Source organism: Sphingobacterium sp. UME9 (assembly GCF_014170215.1).
In the GTDB taxonomy this organism is placed as follows: Bacteria; Bacteroidota; Bacteroidia; order Sphingobacteriales; family Sphingobacteriaceae; genus Sphingobacterium; species Sphingobacterium paramultivorum.
Genome location: NZ_LZZP01000003.1, coordinates 50,017 through 74,799, shown reverse-complemented (window position 1 = coordinate 74,799; position 24,783 = coordinate 50,017). Strand labels below are relative to the sequence as shown.

Genomic DNA, 24,783 nt, shown 5'->3' with positions numbered 1-24,783 from the left:
ATTGTGTACTATCTACTCTAAAACTTTTTATTATGTCTGAAACAAAGCACAACCACCACCATGATGCGGCAAAGCATCATGATGAAGCATCAAAACACCATCAAAATGCACACAAAGCGCATCAGGAAGGCAATGATGAGAAAGCTGCAGAGCATGCAAAATCGGCAGCTGAGAGCAGTAAGAAGGCCAATGATCATGCTGAAGAGGCAACCAAGAAACACAGTCACAAGCATGGCATGAAGTAGCGATTTATTTTAAGTAACAGTCCTGTAATAACAGGACTGTTACTTTTACATATCATCCCCTATCGGGGAGTGTAGGGCAGCTTTGCTTTACTGCTTTGTTATCAGACATCTAAGGCATTTAACTATAACGATGAAGATCATGTTATAATGCGATACCGAAATTAAAGTAAGTTGGCCAACATCACATCTAATCTCTTCATTGGACACCCAAAGTTCGGTGCATTAATTAAAATGACACTTTCCTTTTAATCCGCAATTGATGTATGCAACGATTGCATATTGACGAATTCGATAAATCTGCGACAGCTCTAAAATAATATTGATGGACAGATGGCGGCTAGCCTTTGGTGAGGCCAATAGGATATAAATAAGCAGAAGAAAAGCGGTTCAAAATAATCTCTCCGTAGTTTTTATTGGCTACTCCCAATACGATTTTTGCGTGGTAATCATTTTTTTAAAGAGTATTAGACTTGAATCTGGAAAGAAATATTGTCGATCTCACAGATAAGAGGCTGATCCTTAAAAACTGCTTGCGCTTTTGATATAGATCGTAACCGCCCTGAACTTCGCCGCCTGTCGGCTACTGAAAATAAAACCGTAGCCGCTTTACTCCCGGATTTCACGGAGTATCTTTTCCAATGGCGTATTGGTGGCCGCAATGCCGATCGATGCAAGCAGGCTGAAAAAAAGGAGTAATAATGTTAGCAAGTGCCTTAATGAGTATTGCTGCCCGGATATTTACCAATGAGCAGAAACCGCAGACATCTGCCGTTGATAAATAATTAAAATCTCATAAATTTGTGTGATTTGGTTTTTTTAATAGAAAATTGTGCGTTGAGTATTATTAATGGGACCATTTCACCCGGAAGTGCTAAAACGCTTCCGGGTTTTTAACTTCATTTTTCCCTTCTTAACCAATCATTATCTTCCTTCAAATTTGAACCGTACTTTACTTGTCTCTTCCTGCATACTTAGCGCTTCCGAAAGTATTATTTCCCTTGGCATCTTCGCGTAGAATATTTGGAGGCAATTTCTATCTGCACATCATACCACCAGTCGTTATCTTTCATGTTATCTTTTAAACTGCTGTTGTGAAAAATTGTAATTCCATCTTGACAATACATAAAAGCGGTCTTGCTAGTAATTTTTTGAAATCAACTCTAAATGATCAAATAAATTGCCCGAGGTGCTCAAACCATGTTCCGAGCACGGTACCACTCAAGATTTTTCATAAAAAAGACAAGAGCCCTTCGATATCGAGGGGCTCTTGTCTTTTTTATTGAATAAGTTATGGCTTGACGCTGGAAATATGTATTCTAGTTCACCTTTTTTTATACTGATTTAGCCAAGTTGTGCAAGGGCATCCCGTTCTACTTCTTCAAACTGTTACCGTCTGCTATTGTTACGGCCCTGTAATAAGCAGTTATTATGAGCTTCCAGCTCTCTATGGATAGCTTCATTAAGCTCCTTCAAAGAGTGGTAGACCATCTTCCTCAAAGGCGCTAAAATCCCCGTATACATGATCTTGACAGCTCCTTCCACCAAAGCTTTATCGCTCGGGTGAAAAGCCTTGGCCGGAAGAACGGTAGTGTCTCATTCAGGGTAGGTTCGTAGCCGCTGGTCTTGGTTACGGCTGCCTTCAGGTTGTCAGGAACAATGGCTTCCGGAACGCCTCCTATGTAGTGCATTGTGTTTTCGCAGGCAGAAATAAAGTCTTCTTTCTGTTGGCTCATTACCGCTTCTACATATGTAAGCTAGCTAGCGTCAAGGATCGCTATGAAGACCCTTCAGCCAGGATCTCACCAGTATCCCTATCGGTGATGAATAACTTCCCCGGCAAAATCCACATAAAAAGCTTCTGGCCAGCTTTGTGATCCATATGCATTAGAGGGTTTACCCTGGCCTTCCATTGGTTGAAGTAAAAACAGAACTGACTGTATTGCTAACCATCAGGAAATTCTTTGAGATATTCTAGCCATAACATATGCCGGCTCACACCGGTACGCTTACGTTCTCTATCTACATTGGGAAAACAACGTAGCATGGATTGCATACGATCAGAGTAGGCCTGCTCCTTGCATTTACCAAAAAGCCCCCAACTCTTTGTCATTGAAGGTATTGACCTCATCATAGGTAAAGCCAGAATCCTTGGAAGAGGACAGGTACTTCTTTACTGTGTTTCTGGATGCATCGGCCTGGAATGCTTGTTGTTATACATTCGGAGATATCCAACGGCAAACGCAGAAATATAACCTGCAACTGGAAAAGCTATCGACTGTCTTCGGTATTCTATACTCAAAAACTCTGCCGATGCGAATGCTTCTGCCGTGTGTCCGGATGGAAATGCGTTGCTTGTTCCATTTGGCCTTGTGACTTTGGCAATTCGTTTTATAGACTGACAGGTGGCATTTAAAAACAAGTTGGAAAGGATATAAAGACCAGCCTGGTCCTGCAAACTGTTCTGTCCCTTTACCCCTGTGGCGCCCAATAGCAGAACTGTCCCTGCAGGGGCAAACTGGAGATAATCATCAGCCCTAAACTTAGGATGAGGATGTTCCAATGCAAACTCCTGCCTGACAGCAAGATCTATATCTCTCAGTTGGTGATTTCCCTGCTTTAGAGATCCGTAACTGATTGATGTCAAAGAAGCGACAATGCCCAAGGTTGACATTCTGATGTTAAAGGAGCCAGTGCCAGGACTGGTTTCTTTCGGGATACTATCCTTGTCAACAGTTTGCCCCAGTATGCTGCCGTGAAAAGCAGCAATAATAAAAAAGCTTAAAAAAAATGTTTTTTTAGTTTTCATATCTTTTGTGTGGCCCAAACCGGTCCTTAATCTCTGTCAATTGCCTGCGCGGATACGCTCCCTGATCATACGTATATTAGTGGTCTTACCATAATTAAGTAGCTCCTTACAGTACGGGGTAAAAAAGCGGTGATTAAGCAGCAGCGCAAGGGTATTCATGTCCCAATTACCCACCGGCATAGATCCACGGGCCATAAGTTCTCGTTTGATCAGCGCGTCGGTCAGCTGAAATTCTTCGGTACCCAAGTTGTAGGTGTCTGCATCGCAAAGTATCATCTCGAGCTGTCCGGTCGGTTGCTGTGGCATTGTGGTTGCCAAGATGCATTCCTCAATTTTGTCGGTTATCTCAGTGGGAAGCCCTTTGCCCCTGAAAAAGACTTCCATAAAATCGGCGCTCCGCTCTTCATGTCCTTGCGGATCAGCGATCAGTTGGCCAGTATCATGGAACCATGCCGCGGTCTCCAGTATAAACAGTTCTTCTCCGGTCAGGTTAAAATCACCCGAGATCTCAAGGGCGCGAACAACTACCCTTTGAGTATGTCCAAGGTTATGATAGACTAGCTTTGGTGTCCAGAACATGGAAAAAAGCATTTCAACATATTCGCGGACTTGCCCCCTCAAAATTTCATAGTTATGTCCGTATTTCATTTTATGTACCATATTTTTTACCGCTACCGCGGTTATTTAAGTTGCTCTTTTTCTATATCGATTTCCGGGCTATTCCAGTGAAAATCCAGGAAATGCTTAACTTTCAGAAACATAGCCAACACAAGTAAAATGGATAGGAACCAGAAGATAATTATAATGCCAAGTGGCAGTTTGCGTTCCTTACTCTTCTTCTTTTTTTTCACTACCCTCACTCGACGCCCCTTAATAGGTGGAGCTTTCCTTTGTGGATCTTTCTTCTTTTCCATGTCTATCTTATGTTTTTGCCAGCCGTTAGTAGCATCCTAACTTATGCGTCTCGACCAACTCTCCAATGTTTTAGCCATTAAGCCTAGGAAATTATTCTTCAACTTAGATGATCGCACACGGAGCTAGCTCCTCATTTTCTGTTCCGGGACGTCATGGAAAGCACAATTTTCACTGCCTTCTGGAAAACCTTCTATTGAGCTGATCCATCTCCAGAATGGTTTTTCAATTTCTTTATTTTTCATAATCCTAGCTTTTCACCATGCCCGAAAGTATATTAATGGTAAGGGCAACGATAATTGTATTAAAAGCAAAAGAGAGTACACCGTGCATCCAGGCCAGTTGACGTATTCGAGGAGAGGTAATTGCAACATCCGATACTTGGAAGGTCATACCTACAACAAAGGAGAAATACACAAAATCCATATACCCAGGCTGCGCTTTTCCCGGGAAGGAAAGTCCGCCAGGCGCAGTAATCTTAGTATTTGTTTCATGATCTACATTACAATAATAAAAATGAGCATATCGCAATGTAAAAACGGTGTGGACAAGCCACCATGCGGCGGCAACGCAGAAAAGTGGAATCGTTATATCTAGAAGACCGTCAGTATCAGGCTTACCGGCATTTTTCCGCAATAAGATCACTATGGCGAAGAGGCTCGCAAAACATGCCGCCATCATAAAGAGGAACACCAGCGTTCTGTTGGAGTCCTGGACATGCGCTTCTACCCTAACTTGTTTGGGATGGGAGGAAAGTATTGTTGTCCAGGCAAGAAAAAGACTGGTGCCAGAATATGCAAGCCATGAGGCCATCAAGCGTAATGAAATATCTTTGGCTATAAGTGAGGATATTCCGAAGGTTACAGCTGCCATCCCCATCGATATATACAGTTTTATATGGGAGTCCATTTGGGCTATTTTCATTTACCAATAGGATTAAAATATTAATAATCAATTAGTTAAAAAATATCAATAGATAATTATGGCAAAAAGAATCTCTACCACGCTCTAGCGCGGCTTTTTAATGAGATACTCGAAGCACCTCTTACAGCAATGTGCGATGGAAACACAAGTCAGTTAAGCCATAATTACCTTTTACTTTTTTTCCTTTCCTATATCGGGCTGGTTATTGTTGTAGGCCAGGAGCCTGAGTGCATTAAACACCACAAGCAGTGTTGACCCTTCATGGGCCATGACCGCTGGGCCTATTGAGGCGATACCTGCTATGGTAAGCGGTATTAGCACAGCGACAACTCCCAGTGATATCCACAGGTTTTGCTTGATAATACCCCTGGATTTCCTGCTTAGACCGATGGCAAATGGAAGGCTCTCTAGTTTGTCACCCATCAGCGCAATATCCGCCGTTTCAAGAGCCACATCCGAGCCAGCAGCACCCATTGCTATTCCAACGGTACTCTTAGCCATTGCCGGTGCATCGTTCACACCATCACCGACCATAGCAACCATTTTCTCTGACTTTGCAAGTTTCTGTACAGACTGTACTTTGTCCTCAGGCATTAGATTACCCCACACATCGGTCACGCCTATCTGTTTGGCTACTGCTTCGGCGACTTGTTGGTTGTCTCCAGTAAGCATGATCATTTTCTGGATACCAAGCGCAAATAGTTCTTCAAGCACATGCGCAGCCTCCGCTCTAGGAACATCCATAAGTGACAATAGACCGATAAATTCATCACCACGTCTTACAAGCATTGAGGTGTGCCCTTCTTTTTCGAGCTTTTCGACTTGCTGAAGAAGCTTTTGGTTAATTGCCTTATCACCGAATAGCGCCTTGTTACCGATCTGAATTTTCTGGCCGGCAACCTCAGCTTCAACTCCCCGGCCAGTAATGCTCTTTACACTTTTAGCCTCCGGAAAATCCTTGTCTTTAACTTTTTCCAGAATTCCTTTCACAATGGCCTGTGCAAGTGGATGGTCGCTCCGCTTTTCTACTGCACCTACAATACCCATCAATTCAAATTCATCGATGCCGTTAAGCGGAATTATATTGGTCAGCTTGGGTTTCCCTTCAGTTAGTGTACCGGTCTTGTCAAAAGCTATAGCATTGAGCGTACCCAGGTCCTCCAACGGTTTCCCACCCTTAACCAGCACTCCGCCTCGAGCTGCCCTAGCTACGCCGCTCAGCACTGCACTGGGAGTTGAGATCGCAAGAGCGCATGGACTAGCCGCAACAAGTACGGACATCGCCCGATAGAAGCTTTTTGAAAAAGGTTCATCTATGACCAAAAAGGCAAAACACAGCAGGGCCACCAAGATCAGGACAGAGGGTACGAAATATTTTTCAAACCTGTCTGTAAACAATTGAGTCGGAGACTTCTGCTTTTCTGCTTCATTAACCAGTTTAACCAGACGGGAAATAGTTGAATCGCTGGCCTCCCGTATAACTTTCACTTCCAGAACTGAGGCACCATTGATCGTACCGGCAAACACACGGTGTTCTGATTTGATAGTCTTTTCTTGGGAATAATCCTTTTGTGGGTCATCGATTGGCGATTTGTCCACTGGAACACTTTCACCGGTTATGGGTGCCTGATTTACGGCGCCCTCACCTTTTATTACAACACCATCAGCCGGGATTTTCGAATTTGGTTTGATGATGATGATATCACCTAAAACCAGGTCCTCGATTGGGATGATTGATTCTTTTCCTTCTCTAACAACAAGTGCAACCGGTGGGGCAAGGTCAGTCAAGGCTTCTATGGACTTTCTGGCCCTCCCCATTGCATAATGTTCAAGGGCGTGCCCAAGACTGAACAGTGCAAGAAGTAGCGCCCCCTCTGCCCAGGAACCAAGGATCGCAGCACCGATGGCAGCCACTAACATCAAAAAATCTATTTCAAAGCCACCTTTTGAAATAGTTTCAACAGCTTCCTTGGCCGTAAAGAACCCTCCAAAGAAATAGGCTATTATATACAAGCTTAAACTCACCCATTCAGGCACTCCTCCCACGTAGGTCAGCCCGTAGCCTAAGGCCAAAGCAGCGCCGCATATCAAAGAAAATATCATTTCTGTATTCTTGCCAAAAACACCACCATGTTCGTAGTCAGATTCGTCATGTTTTTTCTCTTTTATCGAGACTTGGTTGCCCCCGACCGCTGTTTCTTCCATCGAAGCATTGCTGCTCCTATCATTGGCTTCACCAGTTTTAACTGGGACCTGTTTCTTACCGGTATCCCCGGCTACTTTTTTTTGCTGGCTTTTCTTGTTGTTCTCCATATATGGTTAAGATTTAATGATCTGTAATCAATAGGTAACGTAACCCAGATCGTTCCCCGTTGGGGAAATAAGGTGCCCCAAGACTGGGGCACCCATCGCTCCACCTGGTGTTATGCCTAAATTGGCATAACCTTTTTTATTCCTCTTCGCTATTTTTCATCTTCGATAACAAGTCGTAAGCTCCTTTCAAAACAACCTTTCCGTTATAATCCAATCCTCCAGGCAGCGAAACCTCTACAAGTTCTCCATCGGTAATTCCCACTGTAATTTCTACCATTTGAAAATGGTAAACACTGTTTGTTGTATCACCTTCAGCTTTCACCATTGTTTTACCATTTTCAAGGAAGATGTATTTTTTGCCTTCAAAGTCAACAACTGCAACCTGTGGCAAAGAAAGCACACGACTGCTACCAGTCTCTATTTCTGCCTTGAGGTAGGTACCGGGGATAAAGCTATTTCCTGCACCAGCAACCGCATGCACGGTAACCGTTTTGTCTGCTTTGATCTCCCCACCAACCAATTGAATAATAGCCGAGCGACTTACCGAATCATTGGCCATGGTAAAGTTTACCCTTTGACCCGGCCGGACCTTCTGCGCGTCCTTTTCAAAAACATTGAGTTCCACGTGCAGGTTTGAGCTATTTACAATCTCAAACATCACGTCATTGGGGGCCACAAACTTGCCTGTATTTACATTGACTTTGGTAACGTAGCCGCTGATGGGTGAATAAATATTGATCGAACTGCGGATGTTACCTGGTGTCAGGCTCGAGGCACCAATATTGATCAGTTCAAGCCGCTGCCGTAGCGCATTTTCCCTTGCAAGATTTACCTGGTAGGTGGTCTTTGCCTGCTGAAGGGTCTTCTGGGCATTAACATTTTGTTCCGAAAGCGTTTGCTGACGCTTATATTCAGCTTGCGAAAGTTCGAGTTGGCTCTTACTTTCCAGGTAGTCCTGCTGTAACTGAACGTAGTCCTGATTCTGTAGTACGGCAATAACCTGTCCCTTGGAAACTTTGCTCCCCTGTAACAATGGTGTGGATTTTACAATACCTCCCATCTGTGTTGTAATACTCACCAAGTTCTGAGGAGGCACATCGATAAATCCGTTTACCTTCAGCATGCCACTGAGCGCCCGCATCTCCGGACTGCCGATCGTCACACCTGCAGCATTGTACTGCGATTGGGTAAGTTCTACCCCATTGGTTTCTTCTTTGGCCTCCTTCGGAGGTGTTGCGGCCCCTGCGTCTGTTTTTTCTTTGCCGCCACATGCTGACAGGAGAACAGCAATGACTGATATATAGGATAAGCGGCTGATAACCTTGATTGCTTTTTTCATTTCTTTACTGATAGTTATTATTGACCTGTGAGGTACTGAAGTGTGTAAACTGATTGGTTGAAGTCATTGATGGCACCAAGATATCCCAGACGGATCTCTGAGTAAGTCCTGATCCCTTGCAGATATTCCACATAACCGATCTCCCCGGCCTGGAAGGCTACTTGAGCCTGTTTAAGGATAAGATCTGCATTAGGCAAGGCGCTAGCCTTATAGTAGGAGATACTCTTGGCATTCTTGCTAAGCTCCTGGTAGGCCTGTTCGAAACTTCCAAGCAGGTTGGCCCTTGAAAGGGCCTCCTCGCTCTGCGCAACCTGTTTATCAATCTTTGCGGCCTTGATACGGGAAGCATATGGTTTAAAAAATACAGGTATCGAAATTCCTGCGGTTATCCCCTGGAAACGCGTTCCGCCACTGTAAAAACGGTCCTGGCCATCCACATTCTGCAATCCAATTATAGACTGGTTGAAATAGCCCACATTAAAGTCAGGCCCAGACCGGGCTCGCTCAACCTTGACCTGCCTTTCGGCAACTTCAATCTGTTGTCGTTGGAAGGCCAGCACTGGATTGGTACCTACCGAATTGGTATCACGCTGGGTAATGTTCCATTGTTCTGGTTCTAGTTCCACGAATAGGAAACGGACGCTGTCCCTAGTGTTCATCAATCGCTTAAGTTCTGCTGCATTTGCCAGTATGTCGGCTTGATTCTGTGCAATGCGGTTGCGCACTTCATTGTACTGTGTCTCCGCTGTAGTTTTCTCTAACAAATTGGTCTCTCCCGCATTATACCTTGCAGCGGCCGCCTTGTAAAAATTACTGTAGACACTGTCCTGACTCAGATACAAATCCCTGAGAGCATTGAGGTATACTATACGCCCGTATGTAGATTTTACACGGTAACTGATTTCTTTCTGCACCACTGACAGGCCAAGTTCCGCGCTCTGTATTTGCGCATCATAAAGACTCCTTTGTTTGGCAAAAAGGCCAGGGAAAGGAATACTCTGAGTTACGGAGAAATTGTTGTCGCGCTTAATGCTATTGAACTGTCCATACTGCAAATTGAAATTAGTCTTTCCGATATCCAATGCGCTACCACGTAAGGCCTGTTGTCGGCCTATATTGAGATTCGAGGACCTGATCTGTTGGTTGTTGGACACTGCGACCTGGATCGCCTGCTGCAGACCGATACCCTCATCTGGCTTTGCCTGAGCGAAAACACTGCTACCTGCAATGCTCAGTCCAGTGATGGCAAGTAATGTTACAACAGCTTTGTTCACACCTTTTTTACCTCCTAATTTGATATTTTCAAAATAGGTATACAATACAGGTAAAACGATTAGGGTAAGTATGGTCGAAGTAACAAGCCCGCCAATTACAACCGTAGCTAGCGGTTTCTGAACTTCCGCTCCAGCTGCTGTAGAGAGTGCCATAGGAAGGAAGCCGAGCGACGCCACGGTTGCTGTCATCAGTACAGGACGTAACCTGATCTCTGTACCCATCAGTACGATCTGATCAATCGTGTAACTGCCCTCCTTTTTAAGCCTGTTGAACTCGGTAATCAATACAATGCCATTGAGCACTGCTACACCGAACAGGGCGATGAAGCCTACGCCAGCAGAAATACTAAAGGGCATACCCCTTAATAGTAATGCAAAAATCCCTCCAATAGCAGCCATTGGGATTGCCGAGAAGATTAGCAGGGAATGTTTAAATGAACCAAAAGAAAAATAAAGCAGCAGCAATATCAGAAGCAATGCCACCGGCACGGCAATCGAAAGTCTATCACTGGCCTGTTTCAGGTTTTCAAACTGGCCTCCGTAAGTGATGTAATAGCCTGCAGGCATTTTTATCTGCTGATTGATCTTGCTCTCGATCTCCTCGACCACGCTTTGAATATCTCTTCCACGAACATTAAGGCCAACGATGATACGCCGCTTGGCATCCTCGCGCTGGATCTGGTTTGGACCAATCTTAAAGCTTATATCTGCCAGTTGTTCAAGGGGCACTTGGTTGCCATTGGGCGCCGTGACATACACATTTTTGACATCCTCGATACCCTGTCGATTTTGCTGGGAGAACCTCACAGTTATATCGTAGCGCTGCTCGCCCTCATAAACTTGTCCTGCGGCCTGTCCCGCGAAAGCTGCATTAATAGCTTGATTTACAGTTTTTACACTTAGCCCATACTGGGCAATACGGTCACGATTTAGGTTGACCACGATCTGTGGAAGACCTGTTGCCTGTTCAAGATAAAGATCCTTTGCACCTTGGACAGAAGAGACTATTTTCCCAATTTTCTGCGAAAGCTCGGTTAGAGTCTGTAAGTCATCCCCGAAAATCTTTATCCCTATATCCTGCCTAACACCAGAAATCAGTTCATTGGAACGCAATTGGATAGGTTGAGAGAAACCGAAGGTAACACCTGGTATATCTTCAAGGGCCTTGCTCATTTTTTCTGCAAGCTCCTCGCGGCTATGGGTAGTTGTCCATTCCTTCTTATCTTTTAATATGATAGTAAGATCACAGGCTTCCATAGGCATTGGATCTGTAGGAATTTCGGCTGCACCAACCTTTCCGATCACCTCCTTTACTTCAGGGAATTTGTTTACCAGTATTCTGGAAGCCTGGTCGACCTTGTCCAAAGTCTGTGAAAGTGAACTTCCGGTTAGCAACCTGGTCTCAACAGCGAAATCCCCTTCTTCAAGAGTGGGAATAAACTCGCCGCCCATCCTGGTGAAGATAAAAATGCTTACCACCAAAAGCGCAACCGCGGTGATTGTTACTGTCTTTTTCCACTTCAAGGCACCTTTAATCAAAGGAAGATAGCGCCTGTGGAGAAAGTCCACCATACGGTCTGAAAAATTCTTTTTATGGGTGATCTTCTTGCTTAAAAATACGGCCGACACCATCGGTACATAGGTCATCGAGAGTATGAATGCACCCAGGATGGCAAAAGATACAGTTTGCGCCATTGGGCCAAACATTTTGCCTTCGATCCCTACCAGTGCTAGAATAGGAAGGTACACAATCAGGATAATGATTTCACCAAATGCCGCAGCAGAACGGATCTTTACAGCAGATTCAAAAACCTCTTCATCCATCTCCTGCTGTGTAAGTTTTCCTGCGGACCTCATCCCTAGGTGGTGCATCGTCGCCTCGACGATAATCACTGCTCCGTCTACGATCAAACCAAAATCAATTGCCCCAAGACTCATTAGATTACCAGAGACTCCGAACAGATTCATCATTGCAATGGCAAAAAGCATGGCAAGCGGGATAACTGATGCTACAATAAAACCCGCGCGGAAGTTGCCCAGGAACAACACCAGTACAAAGATCACAATCAACGCACCCTCAATTAAGTTTTTCGCTACTGTGCCAATAGCCCTGTCCACCAGGGCACTTCTATCCAGAAAAGGCTCGATGATCACACCTTCTGGCAGGGTCTTATTGATCCTCGCTATCTTAGCCTTTACCTGCTGAACAACGTTATTTGCATTCGCTCCCTTGAGCATCATCACAATCCCACCAACAGCCTCACCATCGCTGGATTTTGTAGTCCGGGTCAAAGCCCCGTATCGGATCGAGTTACCAATCTGAACAGTCGCGATATCACGTATCAGTAGCGGCACGCCGTTTTCGCTATTCTTGACAACGATTTTATTGATGTCCTCGATATCGCCAACCAGCCCTTCGCTCCTGATAAAGTAGGCATTGGGCTTTTTGTCAATATAGGCACCACCAGTATTTTCATTGTTATCTTCAAGCGCCTTGAATACATCACTAATGCTTAAATTCAAGCTCCTTAGTTTATTAGGATCAAGTGCAATCTCATATTGCTTCAGCAATCCGCCAAAGCTGTTCACCTCTGCGATACCAGGAGTACCAAGAAGCTGTCTTCTTACTATCCAGTCCTGTATACTGCGAAGCTCTCTGGCATCGAATTTCTTTTCAAATCCTGGTTTCGCGTGCACGACATACTGGTAAATCTCTCCCAGGCCTGTTGATATCGGGGATATCTCCGGATTACCAAGTCCCTGGGGGATGTTGTTTTTGGCCTCAGCCAGTTTTTCATTGACCTGTTGCCGGGCCCAGTAAATATCTACATCGTCGTGGAAGACAATTGTTACCACGGAAAGACCAAACCTCGAAATGGAACGCACCTGTTCAATTTCAGGAATAGTGGACATGGTCTGTTCTACTGGGTAGGAAATAAGTCTTTCAACCTCTTGTGTTGCGAGGGAAGGGCTGAGCGTGATGACTTGCACCTGATTATTGGTAATATCGGGAACAGCATCAATCGGAAGTTTCTTAAGGGAATAGACTCCCCATGCAATCAGTCCCAAAGTGAACAGCGCAATAATGAGCTTGTTCTTGATGGAGAACTGAATAATTTTTTGAAGCATTATTCTTATAAATTAAGTTAAAAACAAAAAAAACAATGCAGAAACCGCCATACCAATCTGATTGGTAAGGGAGGATACACATTGAACAATTTGAATTAACCTAATTTAGGAGGTTGCCAGACAGAAAGCGACAAAGAGATGACCTCGCCTGCAACAGCGATATTATATTCGACAGAAACTACAGGTTTGATAAGTTCAAGCTGTAGTAAAAGGGACACTTCGCTCATAACTTTACAGCATGAGCAAGTACAAAAAGGAGAACACAAATCTCCGATCTCCCCCTTGTTAGGATGATGGGCTAGCTGGCCTTGGGAAATGGCGGTAACAGGAATGTTATTACCCATAGCTGATACGTCTCTGCATGGAATGCAGCTCAGTACCAAAACCAGGAAAGCTATAAACAAACTTGTTATCCTCACTCTTTTTTTTTTCAAAAGTAATAAATAATTTTAAAAAACAAATAAAAAACGTCAGCCGATTGTACATTTTACAAAATATACACATAGACGAATCTGATAGCCTGTCGCTAGTATATTGTTTAGAATATCTGATTAACCCTGTACTGGGATACCTGACTGAGGTTGGGACTCCGTATATTAACAAGCACCGTTCATGAGCATTTTATAGGTTACTGTACGCGTTTGCGTACGCTTTATTACAGAAGCTTCTCGTATAAAAATAATTTCATAAATTAAGTTACAACATTGTTCTTCCTATAGCTTTCCTTGGGAAACAATATTGGAAGAAAATTCATTCTGTCTTCAGCTACATAAGTGACAAGATAATTTGCAATTAAACTTTCGATTCTCTTCCATTCGATTAGTTGTAGCCTCGAAGATTTGTTGTTTAAACCGGATTCGATCAGGAATAGCACGATTCAGAACTTCATTGGGAGAATAACCAAATAATTGACCATTGGGCATAGAATTCATGTTGGTTACCTCCTGCTCCAATTCCCTTTTGAGTTTCGTAGTGTTATCGACTGTTTTTGAAAGTAAATATCTTTGTTTGATTAACCTGTTTGCTGCGTCTATCATGCCATTACTTTGAATGATATTAAGCTGCGCTGTTAACTTCTGCCAAAGCATGCCAGGTCTGTTCAAGTAAAGGTCGAGTTCCACCTTATTTTCCACCCCTCCATCCGTTATTAAAAAGCTTTGATTACGAAGAAGACCAAACCTTTTCAGAACTCCTTCGAAAGATTCTCTTGCAACAATACTGCTATACTCTGTTGTTACTTTGCATGCTAAAACGGCCTTCCTAAAATTGTCTTTAATAATATAAACATAGTGCTTAACGCCATTCAAAGTTTTAATGATGGTGATATCCTGATGAAGAATTTTAAAGGGGGCTGTAGCAGCAATAGGATAATATTTTTTCCGTCTTGTATGTTTTCTTTTTGTAATTTTCAAGAGTCGGCAATATTTGTAAAAGCGCCCAGGCTGAAATAGACCTTTTTCAGCCGCAGCAAATAATAGTAGACATTTACCAACGTCCAAATCCTAACTCTTTTTTCAGCACAGCCAAGCTCCTTATCCTGTTGTTCCTTAAGGGACAACTGTGCTACATTTTGTTTACGACAATAACCTTGCAACGAAAATTGACATGACTTTAGCCCGTCCCATGAATGCCATTGCTTGAAAGAGAAGGGTAACAGCTTCCAAACAAATTTCTCCAGTTTATGCTCCAGGCAAAAATGTAAAAGCAGTCCTACATTCTTTTTTACTTTCAAGACATGATAAGACCTTAACGCCATAAATTTAAAAAGCTCCCGGTAAAGAACAACAAGATAAAAAGTGCTCTGACCTTAGTTTTTAGTATTTTATTTTCGGTTTGCAGACGTCGTATGGTCAACTCATCTGAAATATTATCCTCAACCGGAACCGGCATCCAAAAATCTTTTTCAGCTTGCTCCCGCCACCTTTTTCTGATAGAACGAGGAATAGTTTTAACTATATCAAAGGGTAGGTTATCCTTCATATATTCTTCCTTTATTTCTGAATGATATCTCCGGTTATTAGTTTCCATCTCAAAACTTATTGAATAATTTGCAAAAAAATTTCTGAAAAACTAGTCGAAGAAAGCGGATTTTTTACAATCAAGATAAACCCTGTGTGATGGAAAAATTCAAGTACTGTATCGAAAAGTTGTGGTCAGCGTGGTGAGAATAAGTTAATTCGGACAAGTAAAGACAGGGCCTTTACGCGTGGAGATTGGGACCGTGAAAATAAAAGGCTGGTAGTACCAGCCTTTTATTAAGTAAATTTAGAATTTCAATTTTATGCCTCCGTTAATAATAAATCCATCAACTGGTGCATAGATATCACGAAAAGTAGGGTTCGTAATACTTCCTGTATAAATAGAATCAAACTTAGTTTGTCTTGTATCAGTCAGATTTTCCAAATTGACAAAAATGGAAAACTTCTCCCAGATCTTCTCAGTCATCAGACCTGCAGTCCAATAGCTCTTCCCTCTACCCCCATCGTTTAATTGCTGAGGACTGAAATAATAAGCTTCCAAACCAATCTTTAATTTATCCTCAATTTCATACATCAATACATTATTTAACCGATGTTTGGATACCAATGGGTATGTAGTTGTATTTCCTTCCGTATGCTGGTTGACGTCGGCATAAGTATATCCTACAAACAATTTAAAGTCTCCATAGGTAAGTTTCACATTAGTCTCCATGCCTTTTGTGTCTAAATTTCCTCGAGGTTGAACGTACTGCAAATTTCCTCCCGGTAAATCAGTCAGCATAATAGGGTTATTGATGCGTGTGTAAAAGAACATCTGGTTAATACTAAAGCTAACCTCGTCGGAAAACAATGCTGTTTTATAGTTGATATCATAATTGGCTCCATACGATCGTTCCGCTTTCGTATCGTTGACATTGATAGGCATGACATTACGAAATTGGATTCTTTCCGCATCTTCTGTAAAGACCGAAGGTGCTTTATAGCCAAGCCCACCACCAAGCCTGGTTGAAAAATGGCTATTGATTTTCCATAAAGCAGAAATTCTGGGCAAAAAGAAGAAACCATAATCGTTGTGATAGTCGCCCCTTATTCCGGATTCAAGCGTTATCTTTTCAGAGGCATTAAATGTATTTTGAACAAATGCACCTAAAGTATTATAGTTGTAATTCCTTAACGGGAAGGTACTGTTCTTATCTTCGGAAAAATTATCAGTCAAAAAATTTACGCCGGCTACCCATTCGGCCCTCTCTCCGGTTCGGGAATAATTAGCTTCCGAGTAAGTAGAAATCTGTAAACCTGAAAACCGGTAACCGGGCAGGTTTATACTCCGATCGTAATAACTTACACTATTTCTGAAAACAAATTTTTCATTATCATTTAATCTATAATCTAGTTCCGTCTGTGAGCTGTAACGCCCTGTTTGATTCTCTTCAAAATAACTGTGCACAGCATCTCCTTTACCTTTGATATACTCCAGGTTCCCACCTATTCGCTTTTCAGTCATTGTATTCAGTCCCACAGAAAGGGTAGTTTTCTCATTGAAATAAACAAAGAGTTTAGGATTTAGGGTAAACCGGTTAAATTTTGGAATTGCGGTCAAGCCAATATCTGAAGGGTCATAAGCTGTTCCGTGATTGTATGCTGCATATACAGTAAATCCTGTTTTTTTTAATTTTTGAGCGTAAAAACCACTGGCATCAAGCCCCAGAGCAGAAGTACCATTCAATAAAAAATTAAGTTGGCGTTCTTCTGTTGGCTTTTTGGACACCAGATTTACCAAACCGGCAATAGCTCCTCCTCCATATAGGGTCGATGAAGAGCCTTTAATTACTTCTACTTGTTGCAGATCGAGCGGTGCAATTTGCAATAATCCCAAACCGCCGGAAAATCCGGAATAGAGTGGAAAACCATCACGAATAATTTGCGTGTATTTGCCATCCAGACCTTGAATACGGATACTGGAATTTCCACTGGTAGCCGAAGTCTGCTGGGTCTGGATACCGGTACTTTCGGCCAGTAGCATCCTGATATCGCCAGGCTTCATATTTCCCTTTTCATCCAGCTCCTCTCCTGCAATAACTTCTATTCGGGTCGGAATATTCGCAATGGTCCTAGTACTCCTAGTTGCCGATACTTGCACCTCTTCCAACTCGCTTTCTTCCTCAGCAGCCTGCAGCAATATAACAGCCGGTGTATCCAAAGTAAGCGGAAAAACCATGGTATCTGTTCTTGTTTCAAACCCAACATAACTAAACTGGATAATTTGTGTTCCTTGTGGAATACCGCTAATAACTGCCGCCCCGGATTTGTCTGTACTTGTTCCCAGTGCAGTTCCTAAAACTTTAATGGTAGCTCCAGCTAATGTCTCATTTGTGTTTGCGTCTTTCACGACGGCTTTATAAATATATTGGGCATTGGCCAACACTGCAGAAAACAGCATTGCCAACAGCACAGCAATTCTTTTCATTTTTAAAAAGTGATTAAGTTAAAACAATAGATCATTTGCCGATAGTGGCGTTCGTTTTAACTTAGTTTGGGGGGCTGCCAGATTTGTGTCGTAAATACTTGTTGACTGGCCTGAAGATAGGCCGGGAAATGAACTTGGTAATTATTTGGAAAAATGGTTGTGTTCAAAACAAAAATGCTAGACCTTACAAACCCTACGCATGTCCCACAGGAATAAAAAGGGGAGCAATTTTTACAGCAATCGTCTTCATCCCGAGTAGAATGATGGGAAGTATTCTGCTGCTTCAATGTAGAAAGTTCCATTGCTTCATGTTCTCCTCCACAACACGGTACAGCCGAAAGCGTAATCACTATAATAGACAGAAGCAGAGCAATGTATTCCACAAATGCAATATTAGTAATTCTTTCTTTATATCACCTACTAAATTGGCTGAAATCGTTGATAATTTTCACAGCTAACTTTCAAGGAAATTGTCAGTAACCAGAATGGGACAATTCTCTTCCGGTTGCTCCGGATTACAGCAGTCCTTACATTTGTTGACACCACTTACTAATTGATTACGCAGGTTTATCAGATCAAGGATCTTTGCCTCTACCAATGTAACTTTCTGTTCAATGAACTCACTTACGTTATTGCAGGTTGCTTCCTTCTGCTCAATCATTTCCAGTAAATCAGCAATTTCATTTAACGTAAATCCGAAGTTCTTCAATCGTTTTATTGCCAAAAGCCTTGCAAGCACCTCCTCGGAATACTCTTTGTAATTATTACCCCTTCTTTCTTTCCTTGTTACAGCAATAAGCTGCTGCTTCTCATAGAAACGGATAGTATCACGCGAAAGTCCAGATTTAGAAGACAGTTCACCTATTAACATAAAATATTCAGTTTTTACTTGACCATAGACTATACTCCATGGTTTATATTTGTAAATATACTTTTAATCTTAAACATATGGCAGTAGTTAAATCTCTTCTTGTATTCTTTTTAGCCGGCATCTGTGAAATCGGAGGTGGTTACCTGGTTTGGCACTGGCTTAAGGAAGACAAGTCCTTTTGGTATGGCATAATAGGGGCAATTATCCTGGCATTCTATGCGGTAGTGGCAACCTGACAATCCGCGAATTTTGGAAGAGTCTATGCTACCTATGGTGGTATTTTTATTGTCTTATCCTTATTCTGGGCCTGGAAAGTGGACGGATTTAAACCAGATCGTTATGATATTATCGGCGCCCTGATTGCATTGGTTGGGGTATGCATTATATTTTACGCACCACGTCAAATCCAATAAAAAATGAAATACATTTTAATGTTCCCTCTTATTGCAATTTCCATAATCGGATATAGCCAGGTAAAAACTAACTCAAAAAAACAATTTAGCTGTGATGCAAGTTGCACTGATAATTATGGTAAGAAGATTTTAGCCTGTAAGTTAACAAGCCCTGATCTGCAGGAAAGGAAAGCTACGGTCATTTCAAGCCTGAAGAAACAAGTTGTTGAAAAAAAACAGGTAATCAACGGCTATTCCAACAAATTCAAGGGAAGTGACTCCATTTTGGACGAATTGAATGAATTTGTAAAAACAGAAAGACAGTGTTGTGATTTCTTTGATTTTACGATTAAAACGAGTAACACTGATTCTTTTTGCTGGCTGACTATTACAGGGTCCAAAAGGCGCAAAAGAATTTATTGATGCAGAACTCGATTTATGAGAAGATATTGTTCCGCTGGTCCCTTACCGAAATTAATTTCGGTAAGGGACCAGCGTTATTTTTTTAAATTCAATTTTGCAATTCAAAATATTAATCGTAATATTGCAATATCATTATGGGACTTACTAAGACAGAAATATTCACAGAGGAGCAGAACCAGCTCGCCACAATGCTCAAAGCATTGGGCCATCCTGCCCGTATTGCGATCCTTCAATCTATCATCCGTACAAATTCTTGCATCTGCGGTGATCTGGTCGAGGAATTAGGATTGGCACAGCCAACTATTTCCCAGCACCTTAAAGAATTGAAGAATGCGGGTATTATCCAGGGCACTATTGAGGGTGTACGGGTATGCTATTGCATTGAACCGAAAGCCTGGAAATTATTAAAAACAAATCTGGCAGCTTTCTTTGCTTCTTATAACGAGAACGCAAGCTGTTGCTAAAAAATTTATATCAATTAATCGTTAAATTGCAATATGACATGAACAACTCAGAATTTATCAACTGGGAAACGTTTAAAACGCAACTCCAGCAAAATCCGAATCAAATTTTACAATTTGAATATGCAGAAGGCAAATGGGTAGATCCCTCCTACCATATCACAGAAATCAAACAAGCCCCGATCGTATCTGTCGATTGTGGTGGCGTAATGAACTCCTGGACAGAGATCATTGTCCAATTATGGGAACCAAGGGAAACGGAAGAAGGCCGTGCGATGCAGGCAAGTAAAGCTATGTCTATTGTGGACATCGTGGAAAAGAAGTTACCGTTAAATCCCAATGCGATTGTAAAAATTGAATTTGGCAATTCACAGTTCGACACCCGCCAAATGTACCCGGGTAATTTTACCGTATCCGGAGAAGATTTGATCGTTAACCTTACTCCCGACTTTACCCAGTGCAAAGCCATTAACCGAGGCGGAAGCTGTGGCACTACTTCAGAAGGCGAAGAATGCTGTACACCAGCTGCAAAAGCAGAACTAGTAAAGTTAGAAATGGTAAATCTCGCTGCAGAAGGTCCGGCTTGTACACCAGGAAGCGGCTGCTGCTAATCATTCCATATGAAAGTAAGAACCTTGGTCGCCAGTGATTGGCCTGCCGTAAAGGAAATATATGAAAAAGGCATTGCTACCGGCAATGCCACTTTTCAAACCGCTGCTCCTTCATGGGAAGACTGGGACATATCGCATTTAAGCACTTGTCGTTTCGTGCTGGACGAAGTAGAAAATATCCTGGGCTGGGCGGCGCTATCACCGGTATCCTCCCGTTGCGTTTATGCAGGTGTTGCTGAAGTGAGTGTTTATATCAATCCGGTTTTATCCGGGAAAGGTTATGGCTCAATTCTACTTCAGGCACTGATTGCAGAAAGTGAAAAGTATGGATTATGGACGCTACAATCCGGTGTCTTTAGAGAAAACACTGGTAGTTTCAAAATGCATGAGAAAGCCGGATTCCGGCAAGTGGGCTACCGGGAAAAAATCGGTAAGATAAACGGTATCTGGCGGGATACTATTTTATTGGAAAGAAGAAATCAAAACATCAAATAATGGAAAAAATATTGGTACTCTGTACCGGCAACAGTTGCCGCAGCCAGATTGCAGAAGGATTTTTAAGGCATTTCGCAGGTAGCCGTGCCGAGGTTTATAGCGCCGGCATAGAAACTCATGGGGTTAACCCTAAAGCCATCCAGGTTATGGCTGAAGCCGGCATTGATATCTCTGCCCATACCTCCAATAATGTGAATGAGTATGCGGATATAGACTTTGATCATGTAATTACGGTTTGTGATAATGCCAAAGAGAGCTGTCCGTATTTTCCGTCGAAAGCTAAAAAGCTACACTACAATTTTCCCGACCCGGCAAAAGCGACCGGAACGGATGAAGAAGTTATAAATGAATTCAGAAGGGTACGTGATCTCATCAAAACGTACAGCGCAGAATTTGTAAATGAAAATCTCGATAAATAAACATATCCACTAACACACAAAAAATATGTCAGCCAACAACTGCGCCCCAGCACATGAGAGGAAAAAATTGAGTTTCCTTGACCGATACCTTACCCTATGGATTTTCCTGGCTATGGCTATCGGAGTATCTATTGGGTTCCTCTTCCCCTCTTCATCTGATTTTATCAATTCTTTTTCAAGTGGAACTACCAATATTCCACTTGCCATAGGCCTGATCCTGATGATGTACCCACCACTTGCTAAAGTGAAATATGAAAATATGGGCAAAGTCTTTAAGGATACGAAGATCCTGGGTGCTTCCTTGCTCCTGAACTGGAGTATCGGGCCAATTTTGATGTTTATCCTCGCTATAGTATTTCTTCACGGTTATCCTGAGTATATGATCGGCCTTATTCTTATCGGGCTGGCCCGTTGTATTGCAATGGTCGTTGTATGGAATGAGCTGGCAGAGGGAAACAGGGAGTATGCTGCAGGCCTTATCGCTCTCAATAGCATTTTCCAGGTTTTATTGTACAGCGTGTACGCTTATATATTTATCACCGTTCTGCCTCCTGTGTTTGGGATGAAAGGGCTTGATGTTAATATTTCGATCGGTCAGATTGCTGAAAGCGTAGGCATTTATTTAGGGATACCCTTTGCAATGGGAATAATCAGCCGTTATAGCCTGATCAAATTAAAAGGAGAAGAATGGTTCCAGAACAAATTTGTGCCTATGATCTCTCCAATTACCTTAATCGCATTGCTATTTACAATCGTAGTTATGTTCAGCCTGAAAGGTGAGCTGATCGTACAGATTCCTATGGACGTTGTAAGAATTGCGATTCCTTTGGTTATCTATTTTGCCATTATGTTCCTGGTAAGCTTTTTTGTAGGCAAACGTATGGGAGCGGATTATTCTAAAAATGCAGCGATCTCCTTTACAGCTTCCGGTAATAATTTTGAGTTGGCTATTGCCGTGGCTATCGGTGTCTTTGGCATCAATAGTGGACAGGCATTTGCCGGCGTTATCGGTCCATTGGTGGAAGTACCCGCATTAATTGCGCTGGTAAATGTAGCTTTCTGGCTGAGAAAGAAATATTATAAAAGCCAGGTGACCGTTGAATAATTTAAATAGCAAGAATCAAAAACGATGAATGAATATGACGTACTGATCATCGGGGGAGGGCAAAGTGCCCTGGCCTGTGCCTATTTCTTACGACGCACCGCATTAAGTTATCTGATTTTAGATGACCAGCCCAGTAGTGACGGCGCATGGCAGCATGGTTGGGATTCTCTTACACTCTTCTCTCCTGCTGAATATAGCTCCCTGCCAGGCTGGATGATGCCGAAATCCAGTGGTAAATTCCCTTCGCGGCAGGAAGTGATCGAATACCTTCATGCATACGAAGAACGCTATAAAATACAGGTGCAAAGGCCGGTAAAAGTTTGGGCGGTTCACAAGACAGAAACTGGTTTTGAAGTAGAGACTTCGGCAGGGCAGTTCAAAAGCACGGTCGTAATATCTGCTACCGGCTCCTGGCAAAATCCATTTATTCCCCCCTGTACCAGGAATAGAATCATATCAGGGTATTCAAATCCATTCCGCACATTATAGAAATGCAGCGGAATTAGCTAAAAAAAAGTACTTATTGTGGGTAATGGCAACTCTGGAGCCCAGATCCTTGCAGAGGTATCAAAAGTTGCAGACACCACCTGGGCTGTGCAGCAAGAGCCGGAATATTTACCAGATGAAGTGGATGGAAGGGTACTTTTTGAACTCGCATCCGCCAAATACCATGCTTTACAATCCGGCAAGGAATTTGACCCGAAGCAGTACAATCTGGGTAATATTGTGATGGTGCCTTCTGTTCTGGAAGCGCGAGACCTCGGTGTACTGCAATACCGGTCAACATTTACTGCGCTTACACCAACTGGTGTAATATGGCCTGATGGAACAAAGGAAGATTTTGAAGTCATTATCTGGTGCACGGGCTTTCGTTATGCAACCCAGTACCTGGAACCTTTGGGTATTTTGGATGATAAGTTTAGAGCAGAAACAAAATCAATAGCTATAGATGGTTTATACTTTGTAGGCTATGGAAATTGGACCGGATTTGCATCTGCAACACTTATAGGCGTGGGCCGTTCTGCAAGAAGTACAATAAATGAAATAACAGAAAACTTAAAACCAAAAACATGAAAATTGCCCTTTTCTCAGACATCCATGCAAACCTGCCAGCATTGGAAGCCTTTTTTAAAGATGTTGAACCCCGCAATACCGATGCTATCTATTGCCTGGGTGATTTGGTAGGATACAATATCTGGCCTAACGAGGTAATTGACGAGATCCGGAAAAGAGGAATACCTACCATAGCGGGTAATTACGATTTTGGCATAGGTCGCTCTAGTGATGATTGTGGCTGCGCCTACAAGACTGACGAAGAAAAAGCAATGGGTAAGATCTCCATCGCTTACACAAATGAAATTGTAAAGGACCAGCAGCGTGCTTACCTGAGAACCTTGCCGGCCCACATCCGATTGGAGTTCCAGTTGAATAATGACAAGCTAAATGTTTTGCTCGTGCACGGCAGTCCGAGAAAGGTAAATGAATATTTATTTGAAGACCGGGACGAAAAAAGTATGCTGCGTATTATGGAACAAGCAGATGCTGACGTAATGTGTTTCGGCCATACACATAAACCTTACCATAGAGTTCTTCCTACTGAAATTACAGAGGATGTTCATTACAGGCATGCAATCAATATCGGTTCGGTTGGTAAACCCAAAGACGCAGATCCGCGCGGTGGATACGTTTTACTTACGATAAATGAAAACAGCTCTGTAAAAGATAAGGATAGCATCCAGGTTGAATTCATCCGCTTTGATTATGAAATAGAAAAGGCTGCTAAAGCTGTTGAAGACAGCCCGTTGCCCAATGAATACGCTGATATGCTTCGTAACGCTTAATATGAAAATCGCATTCTTTTCCGATATACATGCCAACCTTCCGGCGTTTGAAGCTATGCTTCAGGATATGGACCAGCAAAAGCCTGATTCCGTATATTGCCTGGGTGACCTCATAGGTTATCACATCTGGCCGAATGAAGTAATCGCTGAAATTCGCAGGCGTAATATTGCGACCATTGCCGGTAACCACGACCTAAAAGTTCATGGCCTGGAGACAACAGAGCAGGACCTCAAAGAAGGCGGCAAGAAATATGCTTACCATATTATCAATGACGGTAACAGATCTTATTTAAAAAGCCTGCCGGCACACATTAAATTAGAATACCAGCAAAACAGTGATAAGTTAAACCTGGTATTGGCGCATGGTAGTACACGAAAGGTTGATGAGTATGTATTGGCTGATACAGATGAAGCTTATGTTTTAGACATGATGCTGGAAGCTGACGCCGACTTGTTATTTGTAGGACATTCCCATAAGCCTTATCATAGGGTTATCCAGGCCGCCGATAATAAGTTCAAACATGTCATCAATACCGGTTCTGTAGGCAAACCCAAAGATGGCGACCCAAGAGGTTGTTATGTTCTGGTCACGCTTAGTGAAGAAAGCTCAGCCTTGAACAGCGAAAGCATCCAGATAGAATTCAGGCGCTTTGACTATGATATTGAAAAAGCTGCTATTACCTTGGAACAAAGCTTGTTGCCTTCTTCCCTAGCCGATATGCTTAGGCTGGCTTATTAATGGTGCTAAATATTCATTTCAGGGTTAGCGAAATCTGG

Annotated in this window: 24 protein-coding genes and 1 pseudogene; 12 read left to right on the top strand and 13 right to left on the bottom strand. The window is 42.6% G+C overall.

The features are described from left to right. Positions 1 to 32: 32 nt before the first annotated feature. Complete coding sequence (locus A9970_RS01815; RefSeq protein ID WP_070569832.1) at positions 33 to 245, top strand: hypothetical protein; 213 nt, start codon at positions 33 to 35, stop codon at positions 243 to 245. Between the two features lie 1,942 nt (positions 246 to 2,187). On the opposite strand, the gene A9970_RS01810 is transcribed toward A9970_RS01815, so the two are convergent. From A9970_RS01810 to A9970_RS01755, 13 genes are all read right to left on the bottom strand, one after another. Then, positions 2,188 to 2,376, bottom strand: a complete 189-nt coding sequence (locus A9970_RS01810) for a hypothetical protein (protein ID WP_139145089.1) — start codon at positions 2,374 to 2,376, stop codon at positions 2,188 to 2,190. 39 nt (positions 2,377 to 2,415) lie between these two features. Then, positions 2,416 to 3,051, bottom strand: a complete 636-nt coding sequence (locus A9970_RS01805) for a phosphatase PAP2 family protein (RefSeq protein ID WP_070569828.1) — start codon at positions 3,049 to 3,051, stop codon at positions 2,416 to 2,418. Between the two features lie 36 nt (positions 3,052 to 3,087). Then, positions 3,088 to 3,699 (bottom strand): hypothetical protein, encoded by a 612-nt coding sequence (locus A9970_RS01800; protein ID WP_070569984.1) that lies wholly within the window; start codon positions 3,697 to 3,699, stop codon positions 3,088 to 3,090. A 32-nt stretch (positions 3,700 to 3,731) separates the two neighbouring features. After that, positions 3,732 to 3,965 carry a hypothetical protein gene (locus A9970_RS01795; protein ID WP_070569826.1) on the bottom strand — a complete coding sequence of 78 codons (234 nt, stop codon included), beginning with the start codon at positions 3,963 to 3,965 and terminating at the stop codon, positions 3,732 to 3,734. 247 nt (positions 3,966 to 4,212) lie between these two features. Continuing rightward, a complete protein-coding gene (locus tag A9970_RS01790; protein ID WP_070569824.1) occupies positions 4,213 to 4,887 on the bottom strand; it encodes a DUF1345 domain-containing protein in 675 nt (224 codons plus the stop codon). 171 nt (positions 4,888 to 5,058) lie between these two features. Continuing rightward, positions 5,059 to 7,092 (bottom strand): heavy metal translocating P-type ATPase, encoded by a 2,034-nt coding sequence (locus A9970_RS01785; RefSeq protein WP_139145095.1) that lies wholly within the window; start codon positions 7,090 to 7,092, stop codon positions 5,059 to 5,061. A gap of 244 nt (positions 7,093 to 7,336) precedes the next feature. Next, positions 7,337 to 8,539 carry an efflux RND transporter periplasmic adaptor subunit gene (locus tag A9970_RS01780; protein ID WP_070569821.1) on the bottom strand — a complete coding sequence of 401 codons (1,203 nt, stop codon included), beginning with the start codon at positions 8,537 to 8,539 and terminating at the stop codon, positions 7,337 to 7,339. 17 nt (positions 8,540 to 8,556) lie between these two features. Beyond that, positions 8,557 to 12,942 carry a CusA/CzcA family heavy metal efflux RND transporter gene (locus A9970_RS01775; protein ID WP_070569819.1) on the bottom strand — a complete coding sequence of 1,462 codons (4,386 nt, stop codon included), beginning with the start codon at positions 12,940 to 12,942 and terminating at the stop codon, positions 8,557 to 8,559. Between the two features lie 95 nt (positions 12,943 to 13,037). After that, positions 13,038 to 13,361, bottom strand: coding sequence for a DUF6660 family protein (locus A9970_RS28845; RefSeq protein WP_310889270.1), 324 nt, complete (start codon positions 13,359 to 13,361; stop codon positions 13,038 to 13,040). A gap of 342 nt (positions 13,362 to 13,703) precedes the next feature. After that, entirely contained in the window at positions 13,704 to 14,441 is a 738-nt protein-coding gene (locus tag A9970_RS01770; RefSeq protein WP_139145088.1) for a DDE-type integrase/transposase/recombinase, read from the bottom strand. 247 nt (positions 14,442 to 14,688) lie between these two features. Beyond that, positions 14,689 to 14,970 carry a hypothetical protein gene (locus A9970_RS01765; protein ID WP_070569813.1) on the bottom strand — a complete coding sequence of 94 codons (282 nt, stop codon included), beginning with the start codon at positions 14,968 to 14,970 and terminating at the stop codon, positions 14,689 to 14,691. Between the two features lie 237 nt (positions 14,971 to 15,207). Then, positions 15,208 to 17,388 carry a TonB-dependent receptor gene (locus A9970_RS01760; protein ID WP_070569811.1) on the bottom strand — a complete coding sequence of 727 codons (2,181 nt, stop codon included), beginning with the start codon at positions 17,386 to 17,388 and terminating at the stop codon, positions 15,208 to 15,210. A 454-nt stretch (positions 17,389 to 17,842) separates the two neighbouring features. Beyond that, positions 17,843 to 18,259 (bottom strand): MerR family transcriptional regulator, encoded by a 417-nt coding sequence (locus tag A9970_RS01755; RefSeq protein WP_070569809.1) that lies wholly within the window; start codon positions 18,257 to 18,259, stop codon positions 17,843 to 17,845. Between the two features lie 38 nt (positions 18,260 to 18,297). Here A9970_RS01755 and A9970_RS01750 point away from each other — a divergent pair. The 11 genes and pseudogenes from A9970_RS01750 (at position 18,298) to A9970_RS01705 (ending at position 24,745) form a co-directional block, all read left to right on the top strand. After that, positions 18,298 to 18,672, top strand: a pseudogene (locus tag A9970_RS01750) (YnfA family protein). Between the two features lie 3 nt (positions 18,673 to 18,675). Beyond that, positions 18,676 to 19,074 carry a hypothetical protein gene (locus A9970_RS01745; protein ID WP_070569807.1) on the top strand — a complete coding sequence of 133 codons (399 nt, stop codon included), beginning with the start codon at positions 18,676 to 18,678 and terminating at the stop codon, positions 19,072 to 19,074. A 134-nt stretch (positions 19,075 to 19,208) separates the two neighbouring features. Then, positions 19,209 to 19,538: a helix-turn-helix transcriptional regulator gene (locus tag A9970_RS01740; RefSeq protein WP_070569805.1), complete on the top strand. Its 330-nt coding sequence runs from the start codon at positions 19,209 to 19,211 to the stop codon at positions 19,536 to 19,538. A gap of 38 nt (positions 19,539 to 19,576) precedes the next feature. Next, the gene (locus A9970_RS01735) at positions 19,577 to 20,146 is read left to right on the top strand and encodes a DUF6428 family protein (protein ID WP_070569803.1); all 570 of its coding nucleotides are present in this window, start codon (positions 19,577 to 19,579) and stop codon (positions 20,144 to 20,146) included. Positions 20,147 to 20,155: 9 nt separating this feature from the next. After that, positions 20,156 to 20,641, top strand: coding sequence for a GNAT family N-acetyltransferase (locus A9970_RS01730; protein ID WP_070569801.1), 486 nt, complete (start codon positions 20,156 to 20,158; stop codon positions 20,639 to 20,641). Next, the gene (locus A9970_RS01725) at positions 20,641 to 21,060 is read left to right on the top strand and encodes an arsenate reductase ArsC (RefSeq protein ID WP_070569799.1); all 420 of its coding nucleotides are present in this window, start codon (positions 20,641 to 20,643) and stop codon (positions 21,058 to 21,060) included. The genes A9970_RS01730 and A9970_RS01725 overlap by 1 nt, the downstream gene beginning before the upstream one ends. Positions 21,061 to 21,085: 25 nt before the next feature. After that, positions 21,086 to 22,165 carry an ACR3 family arsenite efflux transporter gene (gene arsB / locus A9970_RS01720; RefSeq protein ID WP_070569797.1) on the top strand — a complete coding sequence of 360 codons (1,080 nt, stop codon included), beginning with the start codon at positions 21,086 to 21,088 and terminating at the stop codon, positions 22,163 to 22,165. Positions 22,166 to 22,189: 24 nt separating this feature from the next. Further along, positions 22,190 to 22,654 (top strand): NAD(P)-binding domain-containing protein, encoded by a 465-nt coding sequence (locus tag A9970_RS28415; protein ID WP_217493570.1) that lies wholly within the window; start codon positions 22,190 to 22,192, stop codon positions 22,652 to 22,654. Between the two features lie 36 nt (positions 22,655 to 22,690). Continuing rightward, the gene (locus tag A9970_RS28410) at positions 22,691 to 23,239 is read left to right on the top strand and encodes a hypothetical protein (RefSeq protein ID WP_217493569.1); all 549 of its coding nucleotides are present in this window, start codon (positions 22,691 to 22,693) and stop codon (positions 23,237 to 23,239) included. After that, positions 23,236 to 24,006 carry a metallophosphoesterase gene (locus A9970_RS01710; RefSeq protein ID WP_070569795.1) on the top strand — a complete coding sequence of 257 codons (771 nt, stop codon included), beginning with the start codon at positions 23,236 to 23,238 and terminating at the stop codon, positions 24,004 to 24,006. Before A9970_RS28410 ends, A9970_RS01710 begins: the two co-directional genes overlap by 4 nt. Position 24,007: 1 nt before the next feature. Further along, on the top strand, positions 24,008 to 24,745 hold the full coding sequence (locus tag A9970_RS01705; RefSeq protein WP_070569793.1) for a metallophosphoesterase: 738 nt from the start codon (positions 24,008 to 24,010) through the stop codon (positions 24,743 to 24,745). Positions 24,746 to 24,783: the final 38 nt, after the last annotated feature.

Bases quoted from the DNA above. Each gene is read 5' to 3' on its own strand.
- A9970_RS01780 (WP_070569821.1), bottom strand. From the start codon at position 8,539: ATGAAAAAAGCAATCAAGGTTATCAGCCGCTTATCCTATATATCAGTC.
- A9970_RS01730 (WP_070569801.1), top strand. From the start codon at position 20,156: ATGAAAGTAAGAACCTTGGTCGCCAGTGATTGGCCTGCCGTAAAGGAA.
- A9970_RS01810 (WP_139145089.1), bottom strand. From the start codon at position 2,376: ATGATGAGGTCAATACCTTCAATGACAAAGAGTTGGGGGCTTTTTGGT.
- A9970_RS01760 (WP_070569811.1), bottom strand. From the start codon at position 17,388: ATGAAAAGAATTGCTGTGCTGTTGGCAATGCTGTTTTCTGCAGTGTTG.
- A9970_RS01765 (WP_070569813.1), bottom strand. From the start codon at position 14,970: ATGGAAACTAATAACCGGAGATATCATTCAGAAATAAAGGAAGAATAT.
- A9970_RS01805 (WP_070569828.1), bottom strand. From the start codon at position 3,051: ATGAAAACTAAAAAAACATTTTTTTTAAGCTTTTTTATTATTGCTGCT.
- A9970_RS01725 (WP_070569799.1), top strand. From the start codon at position 20,641: ATGGAAAAAATATTGGTACTCTGTACCGGCAACAGTTGCCGCAGCCAG.
- A9970_RS01745 (WP_070569807.1), top strand. From the start codon at position 18,676: ATGAAATACATTTTAATGTTCCCTCTTATTGCAATTTCCATAATCGGA.
- A9970_RS01800 (WP_070569984.1), bottom strand. From the start codon at position 3,699: ATGAAATACGGACATAACTATGAAATTTTGAGGGGGCAAGTCCGCGAA.
- A9970_RS01705 (WP_070569793.1), top strand. From the start codon at position 24,008: ATGAAAATCGCATTCTTTTCCGATATACATGCCAACCTTCCGGCGTTT.
- A9970_RS01735 (WP_070569803.1), top strand. From the start codon at position 19,577: ATGAACAACTCAGAATTTATCAACTGGGAAACGTTTAAAACGCAACTC.
- A9970_RS01755 (WP_070569809.1), bottom strand. From the start codon at position 18,259: ATGTTAATAGGTGAACTGTCTTCTAAATCTGGACTTTCGCGTGATACT.
- A9970_RS01790 (WP_070569824.1), bottom strand. From the start codon at position 4,887: ATGAAAATAGCCCAAATGGACTCCCATATAAAACTGTATATATCGATG.
- arsB (WP_070569797.1), top strand. From the start codon at position 21,086: ATGTCAGCCAACAACTGCGCCCCAGCACATGAGAGGAAAAAATTGAGT.
- A9970_RS01795 (WP_070569826.1), bottom strand. From the start codon at position 3,965: ATGGAAAAGAAGAAAGATCCACAAAGGAAAGCTCCACCTATTAAGGGG.
- A9970_RS01710 (WP_070569795.1), top strand. From the start codon at position 23,236: ATGAAAATTGCCCTTTTCTCAGACATCCATGCAAACCTGCCAGCATTG.
- A9970_RS01740 (WP_070569805.1), top strand. From the start codon at position 19,209: ATGGGACTTACTAAGACAGAAATATTCACAGAGGAGCAGAACCAGCTC.
- A9970_RS28415 (WP_217493570.1), top strand. From the start codon at position 22,190: ATGAATGAATATGACGTACTGATCATCGGGGGAGGGCAAAGTGCCCTG.
- A9970_RS01785 (WP_139145095.1), bottom strand. From the start codon at position 7,092: ATGGAAGAAACAGCGGTCGGGGGCAACCAAGTCTCGATAAAAGAGAAA.
- A9970_RS01815 (WP_070569832.1), top strand. From the start codon at position 33: ATGTCTGAAACAAAGCACAACCACCACCATGATGCGGCAAAGCATCAT.
- A9970_RS01775 (WP_070569819.1), bottom strand. From the start codon at position 12,942: ATGCTTCAAAAAATTATTCAGTTCTCCATCAAGAACAAGCTCATTATT.